The sequence below is a fragment of the Caulobacter sp. GW456-12-1-14-TSB4 genome, assembly GCF_059424195.1.
This window is the reverse complement of record NZ_JBWKZF010000016.1, coordinates 60,642-75,336: the sequence shown is the minus strand read 5'-3', so window position 1 is coordinate 75,336 and position 14,695 is coordinate 60,642. Positions and strand designations below refer to the sequence as shown.

Genomic DNA, 14,695 nt, shown 5'->3' with positions numbered 1-14,695 from the left:
CGATGGCGGCGACTTCGGTATCGCGTCCCGAAGGCGACCTGCTAAACCGGGCCATGGCCGAGCTCCACGACACCTATGATCCGCTGACGCCTGTGCCGGAAGACCGCCGCGTCTTCCGCGCCCAGGACGCCTTTTCGCTGTGGTTCAGCCTGGGCATCGGCCTGCTGGTGCTGCAGGCCGGCGCGTTCCTGGTGCCGGGCCTCAGCCTGGGCGTGGCGCTGGCGGCGATCGTCACCGGCTCGGTGCTGGGGGCCCTGCTGCTGGCCGCCGCCGGGGTGGTCGGGGCCGACACCGGGCTCTCGGCCGTCGGCACGTTGCGGCTGGCGCTGGGCGCGCGCGGCGCGGCCGCGCCCGCCGTGCTCAACGCCATCCAGCTGACCGGCTGGGGCGCGTTCGAGATCATCGCCATGCGCGACAGCGCCGACGCCCTGGCCAAGCAGACCTTCGGCTTCTCCAACCCGATGATCTGGACCCTGGCCTTCGGCATCCTGGCGACCTTCCTGGCCATCCAGGGGCCGGTGTCGTTCGTGCGCCGCTTCCTGCGCGCCTGGGGCCTGTGGCTGCTGCTGGCCGGCGCGGGCTGGCTGAGCTGGCGGCTGCTGGCCGAGCACGATCTCGGCGCCCTGCTGGCCAAGGCCGGCACCGGCGAGATGAGCTTCGGCGCCGGCGTCGATCTGGTGGTGGCCATGCCGCTGTCGTGGCTGCCGCTGATCGCCGACTACACGCGTTTCGGCCGCACCAGCGGCGGCATGTTCAAGGGCGCGGCGGCCGGTTACGTGCTGGCCAATATCTGGTTCATGGCCCTGGGCGCGGCCTACGCCCTGGTGGCCGGCGGCGGCGACAATCTGCTGCTGACGGCCCTGGCGGCCAGCGGCGGCGGGATCGCCCTGCTGCTGATCGTCATCGACGAGACCGACAACACCTTTGCCGACATCCACTCGGCCGCCGTCTCGACCGCGACCCTGGTGCGCGTGACGCCGGCCAACCTCGCTTTGATGTTCGGCGCCCTGTGCACGACCATCGCCCTCTTCGCGCCGATCACCCAGTACGAGGGCTTCCTGCTGCTGATCGGCTCGGTGTTCGCGCCGCTGTTCGGCGTGCTGCTGACCGACCACTTCGTGCTGCGCCGCCGCGCGGCCGCCACGGCGCCGGGTGGCCTGAACCTGCCCGGCCTGCTGGCCTGGGCGCTCGGCATCGCCGCCTACCAGGCGCTCAGCCGCCTGGCCCCGGGGATCGGCGCGACTCTGCCGAGCTTCGTGGTCGCCGGCGTTGCTTATTTCTTCCTCAAGCGCGCTTTCCGTTCAGTGGAAATCTCGGCTCCTTAGCAACCGGCCCGACACCTTCTGGCGCACGCGCGGAGCCGGCGCGCCGGGCTCGTCGCGAAGGGTGGAGAGGTGCGCCGACAGGTCGGTGAAACCCTCGGCCACGACGTGGATCACGCCCTCCGCCTTCTGCACGCGGCCGTGGACAACCAGGAACGAGGCGGTCATCACCACGTTGCGGTCGGCTTCGAAGCGGTCCTTCCAGACCACCGCATTGGCCACGCCCGTCTCGTCCTCCAGGGTCACGAACACCACGCCCTTGGCCGTGCCCGGCCGCTGGCGGATCAGCACCAGCCCCGCCACCGACACCTTGCGGCCGTCCGGGACGCTCATCAGCTGCTGCGCCGTAATCACCCCGCGCCGCGTCAGCATCGGCCGATAGAAGCCGACCGGGTGGGCCTTCAGCGACAGGCTGGTGGTGCGGTAATCCTCGGCCACCTCCTGCGGATCGCCCATCTTCGGCAGAGCGACCTTGTCCTCGAACAGCGGCAAGCCGGCCAGCAACGGCGCCTGCACCGGGGCTTTGTGCTCGCCCTTCAGGCCCTTCACCGCCCAGAGGGCTTCGCGGCGCGTGAGGCCAACCGAGGCGAAGGCGTCGGCCTCGGCGAGGAGTTCCAAGGTCTTCTGAGGCACTCCGGAGTGCGCGAACTCAGCAGGTGTCCGTGCGCCCTCCTCTCGGGCTCTGAGCAAGGGTGGCATATCGGCCCTTTTGGTCAGGCCCTTGATCTGACGAAAGCCGAGCCGGACCGCCTTCCATTGCGAGCGGGTGGACAGGTCGAAACGCCGATCCGTTCTCCCTGGCGACGGCTGCCGCGCAGTCTCAAGCGTACAGTCCCAATCGCTAGCCATGATGTCCGGTGACCGCACCTCAACGCCGTGTTCGCGTGCGTCGCGGACGAGCTGAGCGGGTTGGTAAAAGCCCATGGGCTGGGAGTTGATCAGCGCCGCGCAGAACACATCCGGCCAGAAGCACTTGATCCAGGCGGAAGCGTAGACCAGCAGGGCGAAGCTGACGGCGTGGCTTTCCGGGAAGCCGTACGAACCGAACCCCTTGATCTGATCGAAGCATCGTTCGGCGAAGACCTGATCATAGCCCCGGTTGACCATGCCCCCGACGAACTTTTCCTGGTAGATGCCCAGGTCGCCCTGGCTTCGGAAGGTCGCCATGCAACGGCGCAGACCATTGGCGTCAGCCTCGTTGAACTTGGCGGCCTCGATGGCGATCCGCATGGCCTGTTCCTGGAACAGCGGGACACCCATCGTCTTGCCAAGCACATCCTCCAGTTCATTTTGAGGATGGTCCGGGCCCGGTCGGGGGAAGGTCACCGGCTCGATCCCGGCGCGCCGCTTCAGGTAGGGATGCACCATGTTGCCCTGGATCGGCCCCGGCCGAACGATCGCCACCTGGATGGCAAGGTCGTAGAACATCTTGGGCTTCAGGCGTGGCAGCATCGACATCTGAGCCCGGCTCTCGACCTGGAAGACACCGACGGAATCCGCCAACTCGAGCATGTCGTAGACCTCCGACTGCTCCTGAGGGATGTCCGCGATGTCGAACAGCGGGACGCCATGGTCGGCTCGCAACATGTCGAAGGCGCGACGCACCGCGCTCAACATACCAAGCGCCAGCACATCGACCTTCATCAGGCCAACGCTGTCGATATCGTCCTTGTCCCACTCGATGAAGGTACGATCGACCATGGCCGCGTTGCCGATCGGCACGGTTTCGTCCAAGCGGCGCTTGGTGAGTACGAACCCGCCAACGTGCTGCGACAGATGGCGAGGAAATCCCATCAGCTCGGTCGCCAAGTCCACCGCGCGCTTGATCTGCGGATTCTTGGGATCCAGCCCAAGATTTTCGATGTGTTCGTCCGGCAGTCCGTCGCCCCAACTGCCCCAGACCGTATTGGCCAGTAGCGCCGTGACGTCCTCAGTCAGCCCCAAGGCCTTACCCACATCGCGGATGGCGCTGCGCGGGCGATAGTGGATGACTGTGGCGCAAATAGCGGCCCGGTGCCGACCATAGCGGCGATAGACGTACTGCATGACCTCCTCGCGGCGGTCGTGTTCGAAGTCCACGTCGATGTCCGGCGGCTCGCCCCGTTCTTCGGAGAGGAAGCGGGCGAACAGCAGGTCCTGGTTCTTCTTGGTCGGATCGACCGCCGTGACGCCTAGGCAGAAACACACTGACGAATTGGCCGCTGAGCCTCGCCCCTGGCATAGAATCTTCTCGTTCCGAGCCCACTGGACGATGTCGTGCACCGTCAGGAAATAGTCCGGGACCTTGAGCTTTTTGATCAGCCGCAGCTCCGAGCGGAGCAAGTCCTTGACCTTTTGCGGCACCCCACCTGGGTAGCGCGTCTTCGCGCCGTCCCAGGACAGCTTGGTCAGATGACGGATCGCTGTGCTGCCCGGCGGGACGGGCTCGTCGGGATACTCGTAGCTGAGATCCTTGAGATCAAAGTCTATGCGCTCGACGACGTCCATCGTGCGCTCGATCGCCTGGGGCCACCGCGCGAACAAGCGCGCCATCTCTGTCGGCGCCTTCAGGTGACGCTCGGCATTGGCTTCCAGGCGAAAGCCGGCTTCTTGAAGGGTGCAGCCTTCACGCACACAGCTCATGACGTCCTGCAGCGGCCGTCGCGCTGCCGCGTGGTAGAGCACGTCATTGGTCGCCACCATGGGCGCGCGTGCTTCCCGGCTCAGCATATCCAGCTGCGTCAGGCGTTGAAGGTCGCGCGCCGCATAGGGCCGGCTCGCCGCGAGCCAGACATGGCCGCGCAGATCGCCGGCCATGCGCGCCAAGTCCGCCACGAACTGATCGTCCAGGATCGTTGGCGGCACGATCAGGCCGAGCTGCCCGTCCGAGTATTCGAGGAAATCCTCCCAACCCAACTCGCATTCGCCCTTGTCGGCACGAAGCTGGCCAACGGTCAGCAGGCGGGTGAGACGTCCGAAGGCTTCCCGGTTCGTGGGATAGCATAGGAGGCTGGGCGTTCCGTCGACGAAGTCCAACCGACAGCCGGTGAGCGATCGGACCTTGAGCTTTTCTTCTTTGGCGAACGTCCAGGGTCGCACAACCCCGGCTAACGTGTTGCGGTCGGCAATGCCGACTGCCGCAATCCCCAGGTCTTCAGCGGCCTCCATCAGCTCCCAGGCATGCGAACCGCCGCGTAGAAAGGAGAAATTGGTTGTCGTTTGCAGTTCTGCATAAGCAGGCGTCATGACGAGCCCCCTCCACCGCCGTTCGGCGGTCCCCCTCCCCCAAGAGGGGGAGGAGAGTTTTCTCCAGTCTCGCGCGGAGACGAGCGGCCGACGCGGGAAGTCGGCTGAGGTTTTGGCGGACTATGCGAACAGGCCATGGATCCACCACTTCGGGGCTTCCGCTTCGCCGAACAGGCCTTGGCGGTAGATCCAGAATCGGCCGCCGACGTCGTCCTCGACGCGGTAGTAGTCACGAATCTTGCCGGGGCCGGTGTCGTCCTCGCCGACGCCGGCGCGCCACCATTCCTGGCCGATGCGTTCGGGGCCTTCGGCTCTCCGCACCCGGTGGGGACGGCCGCGCCAGGTGAACTGCATCGGCGGGTCGTCGGGCAGCTTGGCGATGGCGGTGATGGCCTCCGGCCGCTTGAACAGGCGCACGGGGCGCGGGCGGTCGGGGTCCCATTTGGCGGCGACGGGCGGGTCGAGCGGGGCGTTGCGGATCACCGAGCGTTCGGGGACGTGGCTCTCATAGGGGTCGGCGCGCCAGACGCGGTTCTCGCCCAGACGGTTGACCAGACGATCGACCAGCGGAGCCAGGGTCTCGTCGAGACTGGTCCCGGCTTGCGCGTCGAGGCGCTCCTGAGCAGCGGCCAGGGGCTCGACCGCCCAGGCGTGGACGGTGACGACCTCGATGCCGAAGCCGGGATCGACCTTGTCCAACTTGGGGACGATCAGCTTGGTCAGCCGTTTGGCGTCGCGGCCGAGACGGGCCAGGCCCGCGCGGACCGGATAGGCCTGGCCGTCCAGGCGGTGGAACACGACCTCGAAGCGCTTGGCGCCGCGGCCTTCCGCCTCCAGGCGGGCGCAGATCAGGGCCAGGGCGTCGCCGGCCACGCGGGCCAGGTCGTCGGGGGCGCTGATCGGCTCGAAGAAGGCCAGGCGATCGAACCACGGCGTGGCTGGACGGCGGAAAGTCAGGGCCTCGGCGGCCATCCCTAAGGCCTGGTCCAGGCGCAGGGTCGTGGCCAGGCCGAAGCGCTTGGCCAGCTGGGCGCGCGGCAGGGCCAGGAGCTGACCGACGCGGTGCAGGCCCAGGCGCGGCAGCTGGGCTTCGGCGGCGTCCTCCAGGCGCAGGGCCGCGACGGGCAGGCCCTCGATCGCGGCGCGCTGCTGGCCCGGCGCCGCGATGGCCAGGTCGTCGCCATAGCGCGCCAGGGCCCAGGCCGCGCCGGGCGTATCGGCGATCGCCGCGCGGGCGGGCACACCCCAGCGCGCCAGCCGCGCGACGAGATCGACCAGCATGTCGTCCTCGCCGCCCCACAGGTGGTCGGTTCCGCTGATGTCGAGGAACAGGCCGTCGGTCCCGTCGAGCGCCACGGCCGGCGAGAACCGGACGCACCAGTCGCACAGGGCCTCCAGCGCCAGGCGATCGGCGGCGGGGTCGTGGTCGAAGGTCACCAGCGTCGGGACCAGGGCCATGGCGTCGGCGGCCTTCTGATCGACCGACAGGCCCAGGGCGCGGGCGGTGTCATCGACGGCGGCGAGGCGGCGCGTGCCGCCTTCGGTTGCGAGCAGGGCAAAGGGGAGCGGGGCCCCTCCACCGCCGTTCGGCGGTCCCCCTCCCCCAGAGGGGGAGGAGAGCTCAGTCCCGGCCTTACCCGACCAGTCGTACCCCGGGTTCCGTCGGCGCCACGTCGTGATCGGCCAGTTGGGACACCAGACGGAAAGGATGCGGGCCATGGCCGGCCTCCTGTTGTTCCAAGATCCAGGCGCCGGCGCGTCCGCCCCGGCAGCGTTCCAGTTCGACCCGCCAACGCGGCGGGCCAAGGCCGATATCGTCGGCCGGCGGCGGGGTGGGCGTGGGCCCGATCCGCCAGCGGCTGAACGAGGCCGAGCCGGACACCGCCCGCCCCGCGCCCGCCCGACCGCCGTAGGGTCTTCGGTGCAGCACCACCCCGAAGCCGCCGCGCTTCTCGCAGGCCAACTGCAGGCGGCGCCCGGCGGTCAGGTCGGGAGCCTCGGCCTCGCCGACGGCGGCGACGACACCTTGGGTGGACAGGGCGTCCTCCAGCACCGACAGGGTCTCGGCCTCGTCGCGGGTCCGGACCTGGATCAGCCGCTCGGCCGGGAAGCCGAGGCCGAACAGGCCGGGCGCGAACAGGTCGCTGCGCCGCGCCACCCAGACGATCGCGCCGGTCTTCACGAGGGGCCGTAGCAGCAGGCCTACGAAGGCCGCCGGGGCCGCGCTGGTCTCGGCCTCCAGCCCCGCGCCCGTCACCTCGTGCCAGCCGCCCAGCGGCAGGCCGCCGCCCGGGAAACAGCCGTCGATGGCCGGATCGCCGAACGGCAGGACCGGAGTCGGAGTCCGAGTCCCCGCTTCGATCGCGGCGATCCGGCCTCTGAGGGCCGCAAGACGCGCCTCGCGCGATCCGGCCATTCCACACTCCATTGTTCTACTTTTGTTCTGATCTTGTGAAGCGTGAGAGTCAAGCCTTGGAGAGTCGGGCCGGACCGGCCAAAGTGTCTCAAACGGCCGTATGAAGCCTCCTGGGAGCGTCCATGTTCTTCACCCGCGTCCTGATCGCCAACCGTGGCGAGATCGCCGTCCGCATCGCCCGCGCGGCGGCGGAGGCCGGGATCGAAAGCGTGGCGGTCCATGCGGAGGGCGACACCGCACACATCGCCGCCGCCGACCGCGCGGTCGCCCTGCCCGGCGCGGGGGCGAAGGCCTATCTCGACATCGCCGCGATCGTGGCGACGGCCAAGGCGCAGGGCTGCGACGCCCTGCATCCCGGCTATGGCTTCCTGTCGGAGAACCCCGCCCTGGCGCGGGCCTGCGCCGAAGCCGGGATCGTGTTCGTGGGCCCGTCGGCGGAGCATCTGGAGATTTTCGGCGACAAGGCCCGCGCGCGAGAATTGGCCGCTGAACGCGGCGCGCCATTGATCCCCGGCACGGGCGCGATCTCGCTGGACGAAGCGCGGGCATTCCAAGCCGAACACGGCGCAATCATGCTGAAGGCCCGAGCCGGTGGCGGTGGACGTGGGATGCGGGGGGTGCGCGACGCGGCCGAGCTGGACGCCGCCTTCGCCGCCTGCGCGCGCGAGGCCGAGGCCGCGTTTGGCGACGGCGGGCTCTATGCCGAGAAGCTCATCGAACACGCGCGGCATATCGAGGTGCAGATCGTCGGCGACGGCGCGCGGGTGCTGGCCATCGGCGACCGCGACTGCTCGCTGCAACGGCGGAACCAGAAGCTGGTCGAGATCGCGCCGGCGGCCCTGCCCGAGGCGCTGCGGGCCGAACTCTGGAAATACGCCGAGGCGCTGTGCGCGGGCTATCGCGGCCTGGCCACCGTCGAGTTCCTGGTCGAGGGCGACGCCGCCTACTTCCTGGAGGTCAATCCGCGCCTGCAGGTCGAGCATACGGTGACCGAGGAGGTCACGGGCCTGGACCTGGTGCGGCTGCAGTTTGACCTGGCGGCGGGCAAGCCTTTGGACCTGGACGTCCCGCCAGCCTTCGGCGTGGCGATCCAGGCGCGGGTCAATGCCGAGACCCTGACGGCCGACGGTCAGGTGAAGCCGTCCAGCGGGACGATCGGCGCCTGGAGCCCGCCGGGCGGTCCGGGGGTGCGGGTCGATGCGGGGGTCTCGGCCGGGACGGTGGTCGGCGCGGCCTATGACAGCCTGCTGGCCAAGGTCATCACGCGTGGACGGACGTTCGCGGACGCCTCGGCGCGGCTGGATCGGGCGCTGGCGGAGTTCCAAATCACGGGCGTGGCGACCACCGCGCCGCTGGTGCGGGCAATCCTGGCGGCCGTGCCTGAAACACCGACCACTCGGTTCATCGAGGAGCACGCGGCCGAGCTGGTGACCGGCCTGCCAACGCAGGACGTCCAAGCCTTCGAGACCCTCGACGGCTCGGTCGCTGTCACCGCACCGCTCTCAGCCACGGTCGGCTCGATCAGCATCAGTGAAGGCGACCTCGTCCGGCCCGGTCAGGCCCTAGCGGTGCTCGAGGCCATGAAGATGGAGCACTTGGTCTGCGCGACCTCCGGCGGACGGGTGCTGAAGATCGCCGCCGCGCCGGGCGCCACCGTCGCCGAGGGCCAGCCGCTGGTGTTCCTGGAGCCGATGGAGGTCGCCGGCGGCGAGGCCGTCGAAGCGGTCGCCGAGGACCTCGACACGATCCGCCCCGACCTCGCCGAGGTCATCGCCCGCCACTGTTACACGCTCGACGAGGCCCGCCCCGACGCCGTCGCCAAGCGCCGCAAGACCGGCCATCGCACGGCGCGGGAGAACATCGACGACCTGGTCGATCCCGGCAGCTTCCTGGAATACGGCGCCCTGGCCATCGCGGCCCAGAAACGGCGGCGCTCGGTCGAGGACCTGATCGTCAGCACCCCGGCCGACGGGCTGATCACCGGGATCGGCAGCGTCAACGGCGGCCTCTTCCCGCCCGACAAGGCGCGGACGGCGGCCCTGGCCTACGACTTCACGGTGCTGGCCGGCACGCAGGGGGCGATGAACCATCGCAAGTCCGACCGGCTGATGAGCGTGATCGCCGACCAGCGCCTGCCCGTCGTGTGGTTCGCCGAGGGCGGCGGCGGGCGGCCGGGCGACACCGACACCACGGCGGTGGCGGGGCTGGACGTGCCGACGTTCAGGAGCTTCGCCCAGCTGTCGGGCCTGGTCCCCAAGATCGCCATCGTCGCCGGCCGCTGCTTCGCCGGCAACGCCGCCATCGCGGGGCTGTCGGAGATCATCATCGCTACCCAGGACAGCAATCTCGGCATGGGCGGTCCGGCGATGATCGAGGGCGGGGGCCTGGGTGTCTTCAAGCCCGAAGAGATCGGGCCCTCGGCGCATCAGTGGGCCAACGGTGTCATCGACATCCTGGCCGAAGACGAGGCCCATGCCACCCGGCTGGCCAAGCAGGCGCTGTCCTACTTCCAGGGGGCTCTGGTGTCGTGGACCGCACCGGACCAGCGGCGGCTACGCAATGCGATCCCCGAGAACCGCCTGCGGGTCTATGACGTCCGCGCGTTGATCGCCGGGCTCGTGGACGAGGGCGCGTTCCTGGAGCTGCGCGGCGGTTTCGCGGCGGGGATGGTCACAGGCCTGATCCGGATCGAGGGCCGGCCGATGGGGCTGATCGCCAATGACCCGCGCCATCTCGGCGGAGCCATCGACTGCGACGGAGCCGAGAAGGCCGCGCGATTCCTGCAGCTGTGCGACGCCTTCGCCCTGCCGGTGCTCTCCCTGTGCGACACCCCCGGCTTCATGGTCGGTCCGGACAGCGAGGACGCCGCCGCCGTGCGCCGGGTCAGTCGCCAGTTCATCGCCGGGGCCAAGCTGCGCAGTCCGCTGTTCACCGTGGTCACCCGCAAGGGCTACGGCCTGGGCGCCCAGGCCATGGCGGGCGGGAGCTTCCATTCGCCGGCCTTCATCGCCGCCTGGCCGACCGGCGAGTTCGGCGGCATGGGGCTGGAGGGCGCCGTCAAGCTGGGCTACCGCAAGGAGCTTGAAGCCGAGACCGATCCGATGAAGCAGAAGGCGCTCTACGACCAGCTGGTGGCCCGACTCTACGCGGCCGGCAAGGCGACCAGCATGGCCGCCGCCCTGGAGATCGACGCGGTCATCGACCCGGCCGACACCCGGCGCTGGATCGTCGGCGGGATGGACGCCGCGGCGGGGATGAGCAAGCCGTGGAGCGTGCGGGTGGACAGCTGGTGAAGCGACTGACGCGCGACGAGCTGCCGATCGACACCGAGACCCTCGCCCGCTTCCTGATCGGCAAGGTCGTGGCGCGCGAGACGCCGGACGGCATGATCAGCGGCCGGATCGTCGAGACCGAGGCCTACATCATCGGCGACGCGGCCAGCCACACCTTCAAGGGCATGACGCCCCGCACGCGGCCGATGTTCCTGGAGCGCGGCCACGCCTACATCTATCTGAACTATGGCGTGTCCTGGATGCTGAACGTCTCCAGCGAGGTCGAGGGGATCGGGGCCGGCGTGCTGGTCCGGGCGCTGGAGCCGCTGGAGGGGATCGCGCTGATGCAGGCTCATCGCCGGACCGACAAGCTGCGCGACCTGGCGCGAGGTCCCGGGCGATTGACCCAGGCGCTTCAGATCGGCCCCTGGGCCGACGGCCTCGATCTCTGCGCGGAAGGCCCGCTGTGGCTGGGCCACGACGACCATGAGCCGGCCGACATCGGCGTGGGCGTGCGCATCGGCATCACCAAGGACGCGGACCGGCCGCTGCGGTTCTATCTGCGGGGCAGTCCGTTTCTCAGCGGCACGCGGGCGCTCAATGCCTAAGCCCCTGCCCGACATCGTCGCGCCCGGCCTGTCGGTGGTGTTCTGCGGCCTGAACCCCGGACTGTCGGCAGCCGCCGAGGGCCATCACTTCGTCGGGCGCAGCAACCGGTTCTGGCGCGTGCTGCATCTCTCCGGCTTCACGCCGCATCTGGTCGCCGCCGAGAACGACGCCAGCCTGTTGGACTACGGCCTGGGGATCACCAGCGTGGTCGAGCGGCCCACCGCCGGCGTCGATGATCTGGCCCGCGCGGAGTTCATCGAGGCCGCCGCTGGGTTCGAGGCCTGGGTCCTTCAGTGGAAGCCCACCTGTCTCGCCTTCCTCGGCAAGGCCGCCTACGGCGCGATGATCGGCCGACGTGAGGTCGCCTGGGGTCGGCAGGCCGAGCCCTTCGCCGGCGCAATCGCCTGGGTGCTGCCCAACCCCAGCGGCCGCAACCTCGCCTTCAGCCAGGACGCCCTCGTGGCGGCCTATCGTGAACTTCGCCTGGAGATCTCGCCATGACCGAAGTCCAAGTCGAAACCGACGGGCCCGTCTGGACCGTGACGATCAACCGCCCGGACAAACGCAACGCGGTCGATCCCGAGACCGCCCTGCAACTGCGCGCGGCGTTCGACGCTTTCGAGGCCGACGCGGTCGCCGCCGTGGCCATCCTGACCGGGGCCGGCGGAACCTTCTGCGCCGGCTTCGACCTCAATGTCGCCGCCACCGGCGAAGGCGAGCGCTACGACCCGGAAGGCGAAGGCCCGATGGGGCCGACACGGCGGCTGCTCTCCAAGCCGGTGATCGCCGCCGTCGAGGGCTATGCGGTGGCCGGCGGGCTGGAGCTGGCTTTGTGGTGCGACCTGCGGGTGGCGGCCGAAGACGCGACCTTCGGGGTGTTCTGCCGGCGCTGGGGCGTGCCGCTGATCGACGGCGGCACGGTGCGCCTGCCCCGGATCGTCGGCCAGGGCCGGGCGCTGGACATGATCCTGACGGGACGCGCGGTCGGCGCAGCCGAGGCGCTGTCGTGGGGTCTGGCCGATCGGGTGACGCCGAAGGGCGAGGCCTTGGCCAAGGCCCGCGAACTGGCCCGGCAGATCGCCGCCTTCCCGCAACTGTGCCTGCGCGCCGACCGCGCCTCGGCCTTCGCCCAGTGGGATGTCGATCTCGTTGAAGCGCTGAAGGTCGAGGGCCGTGGCGGGATCGAGCCGCTCCGCCAGGAAGCCCGGGCCGGCGCGGCGCGGTTCAAGGATGGCGCGGGACGTGGCGGCCAACCTGCCTGAAACTAACCGGCCTGACGCCCATCCAGCCATTTGCGGACGATGATCGGCCCGAAGAAGAAGCCGATGCCGCAGGTGTCGGCGACCACGTCGAACACGTCGGCGTCACGGCCGATGATCGGCAGGCCCTGCAGGATCTCGATCGCCACGCCGAAGCCCAGCAGCACCACCGCGATCTTCCAGAACCGGCTCTTGGGCAGCGCCACCGCCGCCAGGAAGGTCAGGCCATAGAAGACGATGAAGTGTTTGGCCTTGTCCCACGGGATCAGGCCAGCGGTGTCGTCCCCCGGCGCCAGGGCGGCATAGAGCGTGAACGCCACGGCGGCGAGGAAGACCGCCAAGCCCAGGCGGTGGATCTTGCGGGGAATGAGCAGGGACATGCGGTCCTGACATGAAGAAGGGGAGCGCCAGCGGGCCGGCAGCTCCCCTTACACACATCGAATGACGGCGTCTTCCAGGCGAAGACGTCGCTTTCCTTAGAACGTCAGCGCGCGCGCTTCCTTCACGTGCGGCAGGGCCTGGATCTTGGCCAGCAGGTCGGCGGCCGGGGCCTGGTCGACGCCGACCAGGGCGATGGCGTCCGCGTCGGCTGAGAGGCGGCCCAGGTTGAAGGTGGCGATGTTGACGCCCGCCTCGCCCAGCAGCATGCCCAGCGCGCCGATGAAGCCCGGCTTGTCCAGGTTGTTGATGTAGAGCATGGCCGGCGAGAAGGCCGCGTCCAGCTCCATGCCCTTGACCTCGACCACGCGCGGGGCGCCGGCGATCACCGTGCCGGCGAAGCTGCGCTTGCCCTTCTCGGTGGTGATGGTCACGCGCATCAGGCTGTCATAGGTGGGGCTGACTTCCTGGCGGCTTTCCGAGACGGTGATGCCGCGTTCCTTGGCGATGGCCGGAGCGGAGACCATGTTGATCTCGGCCAGCATCGGCTTCAGCACGCCGGCCAGGGCGGCCGAGGTCATCGGCTTGACGTTCAGGTTCGAGACTTCACCCTCGAAGGCGATGTCGATGGCGGTGATGCCGAAGTCGACCATCTGGCCGGCCAGGGCGCCGATCTTCTCGGCCAGAGCCACGAACGGCTTCAGCTTCGGGGCTTCTTCGGCCGTGATCGACGGGCTGTTGAGGGCGTTGGTGACGGCGCCGGTCAGCAGATAGTCGCTAACCTGCTCGGCGACCTGCAGGGCCACGTTCTCTTGGGCTTCCGAGGTGCTGGCGCCCAGGTGCGGGGTGGCCACGACCTTGTCCGAACCGAACAGCGGGTTCTCCTTGGCCGGCTCGGTGACGAAGACGTCGAAGCCGGCGCCGCCGACATGGCCGCTGTCGAGCAGGGCGCGCAGGGCGGTTTCATCGACCAGGCCGCCACGGGCGCAGTTGACGATCAGCACGCCCTTCTTGGTCTTGGCCAGGTTCTCGGCCGACAGGATGTTGCGGGTCTTGTCGGTCAGCGGCGTGTGCAGGGTGATGACGTCGGCGCGGGCCAGCAGGTCTTCCAGCTCGACCTTCTCGACGCCCATCTCGACGGCGCGCTCGGGGCTCAGGAAGGGGTCGTAGGCGACGACCTTCATCTTCAGGCCCAGAGCGCGGTCGGCGACGATCGAGCCGATGTTGCCGGCGCCGATCAGGCCCAGGGTCTTAGCGTACAGCTCCACGCCCATGAAGCGGTTCTTCTCCCACTTGCCGGCCTGGGTCGAGACGTCGGCGGCGGGGATCTGGCGGGCCAGGGCGAACATCATGGCGATGGCGTGCTCGGCCGTGGTGATCGAGTTGCCGAAGGGCGTGTTCATCACGACGATGCCCTTGGCCGTGGCGGCCGGGATATCGACATTGTCGACGCCGATGCCGGCGCGGGCGATGACGCGCAGGCGGTGGGCGGCGGCGATGACGTCCTTGTCGAGCTTGGCGCCCGAGCGGATGGCGACGCCGTCATAGTCGCCGATCACGGCGATCAGTTCGTCTTTCGACAGACCGACCTTGATGTCGAAGTCGACGCCGCGGTTCTTGAAGATGTCGACGGCGGCGGGGCTGAGCTTGTCGGCGATGAGGACGCGAGGAGCGGTCATGGAGGTGTTCCTTGAGGTCGGGTGGCGGCGGTCAGGCCGCGATGTCTGTCGAAAAATCCGCGAGGCTCAGCGAAGCCATCGCAGCATGTGGGGAAAGGGTTCGACCCCGCGCTCGGCGGCCAGGGGCGGTTGGAGGGTCAGGCCGTAATACTGCAGCAGCGGCGTGCCGACATTGGCGCCGGTCCGGAAGGCCTCGATCAGGCTCTCCGCACCGCCTTTGTAGCCGGCGTCGTGGAAGACCACGGCCGGCTCCAGACCCAGATGGGTCAGGGCGGCCCATGACCAGGCCAGGGCGGCCATCTCGTCACCAACGTCGGGCGCGAGCCGTTCGGCCTTGCGGGCGTCGGGCTCGGTGACGGCGATGTGGCCGGCCTCGTGCAGGATGTCGCCGGGGTGGGCGAGCCGCTCCTCGTCGATCACGATCCCGCCGAACCGGATATCCAGTCCGGGCAGGACGGTGTCGTCGGGAAGCTCGCCCTTGGCCACATCGATGCCGAGACCGACGACGAAGTCGGCCAGCCGCTGCGTCATGGGA

11 protein-coding genes are annotated in these 14,695 nt (G+C 69.3%); 5 read left to right on the top strand and 6 right to left on the bottom strand.

Annotation, left to right across the window (positions count from 1 at the left end; translation table 11 throughout):
* Positions 1 to 2: 2 nt before the first annotated feature.
* On the top strand, positions 3 to 1,325 hold the full coding sequence (gene cytX / locus AC07YH_RS15995; protein WP_494747960.1) for a putative hydroxymethylpyrimidine transporter CytX: 1,323 nt from the start codon (positions 3 to 5) through the stop codon (positions 1,323 to 1,325).
* Here cytX and AC07YH_RS15990 read toward each other — a convergent pair.
* The 3 genes from AC07YH_RS15990 to AC07YH_RS15980 form a co-directional block, all read right to left on the bottom strand.
* Complete coding sequence (locus tag AC07YH_RS15990) at positions 1,302 to 4,547, bottom strand: error-prone DNA polymerase (protein ID WP_494747959.1); 3,246 nt, start codon at positions 4,545 to 4,547, stop codon at positions 1,302 to 1,304. The genes cytX and AC07YH_RS15990 overlap by 24 nt on opposite strands.
* A 120-nt stretch (positions 4,548 to 4,667) precedes the next feature.
* On the bottom strand, positions 4,668 to 6,266 hold the full coding sequence (locus AC07YH_RS15985) for a Y-family DNA polymerase (protein ID WP_494747958.1): 1,599 nt from the start codon (positions 6,264 to 6,266) through the stop codon (positions 4,668 to 4,670).
* Entirely contained in the window at positions 6,181 to 6,975 is a 795-nt protein-coding gene (locus AC07YH_RS15980) for an ImuA family protein (protein ID WP_494747957.1), read from the bottom strand. Before AC07YH_RS15980 ends, AC07YH_RS15985 begins: the two co-directional genes overlap by 86 nt.
* 110 nt (positions 6,976 to 7,085) lie before the next feature.
* Between AC07YH_RS15980 and AC07YH_RS15975 the strand changes: the two genes are divergently transcribed.
* The 4 genes from AC07YH_RS15975 to AC07YH_RS15960 are packed head-to-tail and all read left to right on the top strand — an operon-like array spanning position 7,086 to position 12,106.
* Positions 7,086 to 10,256: an acetyl-CoA carboxylase family protein gene (locus tag AC07YH_RS15975; RefSeq protein ID WP_494747956.1), complete on the top strand. Its 3,171-nt coding sequence runs from the start codon at positions 7,086 to 7,088 to the stop codon at positions 10,254 to 10,256.
* On the top strand, positions 10,253 to 10,843 hold the full coding sequence (locus tag AC07YH_RS15970; protein WP_494747955.1) for a DNA-3-methyladenine glycosylase: 591 nt from the start codon (positions 10,253 to 10,255) through the stop codon (positions 10,841 to 10,843). Before AC07YH_RS15975 ends, AC07YH_RS15970 begins: the two co-directional genes overlap by 4 nt.
* Positions 10,836 to 11,345: a G/U mismatch-specific DNA glycosylase gene (mug, locus tag AC07YH_RS15965; protein WP_494747954.1), complete on the top strand. Its 510-nt coding sequence runs from the start codon at positions 10,836 to 10,838 to the stop codon at positions 11,343 to 11,345. Before AC07YH_RS15970 ends, mug begins: the two co-directional genes overlap by 8 nt.
* Entirely contained in the window at positions 11,342 to 12,106 is a 765-nt protein-coding gene (locus tag AC07YH_RS15960) for a crotonase/enoyl-CoA hydratase family protein (protein ID WP_494747953.1), read from the top strand. Before mug ends, AC07YH_RS15960 begins: the two co-directional genes overlap by 4 nt.
* 2 nt (positions 12,107 to 12,108) lie before the next feature.
* Here the strand turns inward: AC07YH_RS15960 and AC07YH_RS15955 are convergent, their stop codons facing one another.
* The 3 genes from AC07YH_RS15955 to AC07YH_RS15945 all read right to left on the bottom strand — a co-directional run bounded on the left by AC07YH_RS15955 (position 12,109) and on the right by AC07YH_RS15945 (position 14,691).
* Positions 12,109 to 12,483 (bottom strand): VanZ family protein, encoded by a 375-nt coding sequence (locus AC07YH_RS15955; protein WP_494747952.1) that lies wholly within the window; start codon positions 12,481 to 12,483, stop codon positions 12,109 to 12,111.
* Between the two features lie 96 nt (positions 12,484 to 12,579).
* Positions 12,580 to 14,160 (bottom strand): phosphoglycerate dehydrogenase, encoded by a 1,581-nt coding sequence (serA, locus tag AC07YH_RS15950; RefSeq protein ID WP_494747951.1) that lies wholly within the window; start codon positions 14,158 to 14,160, stop codon positions 12,580 to 12,582.
* Between the two features lie 66 nt (positions 14,161 to 14,226).
* Complete coding sequence (locus AC07YH_RS15945; protein WP_494747950.1) at positions 14,227 to 14,691, bottom strand: hypothetical protein; 465 nt, start codon at positions 14,689 to 14,691, stop codon at positions 14,227 to 14,229.
* Positions 14,692 to 14,695 lie beyond the last annotated feature (4 nt).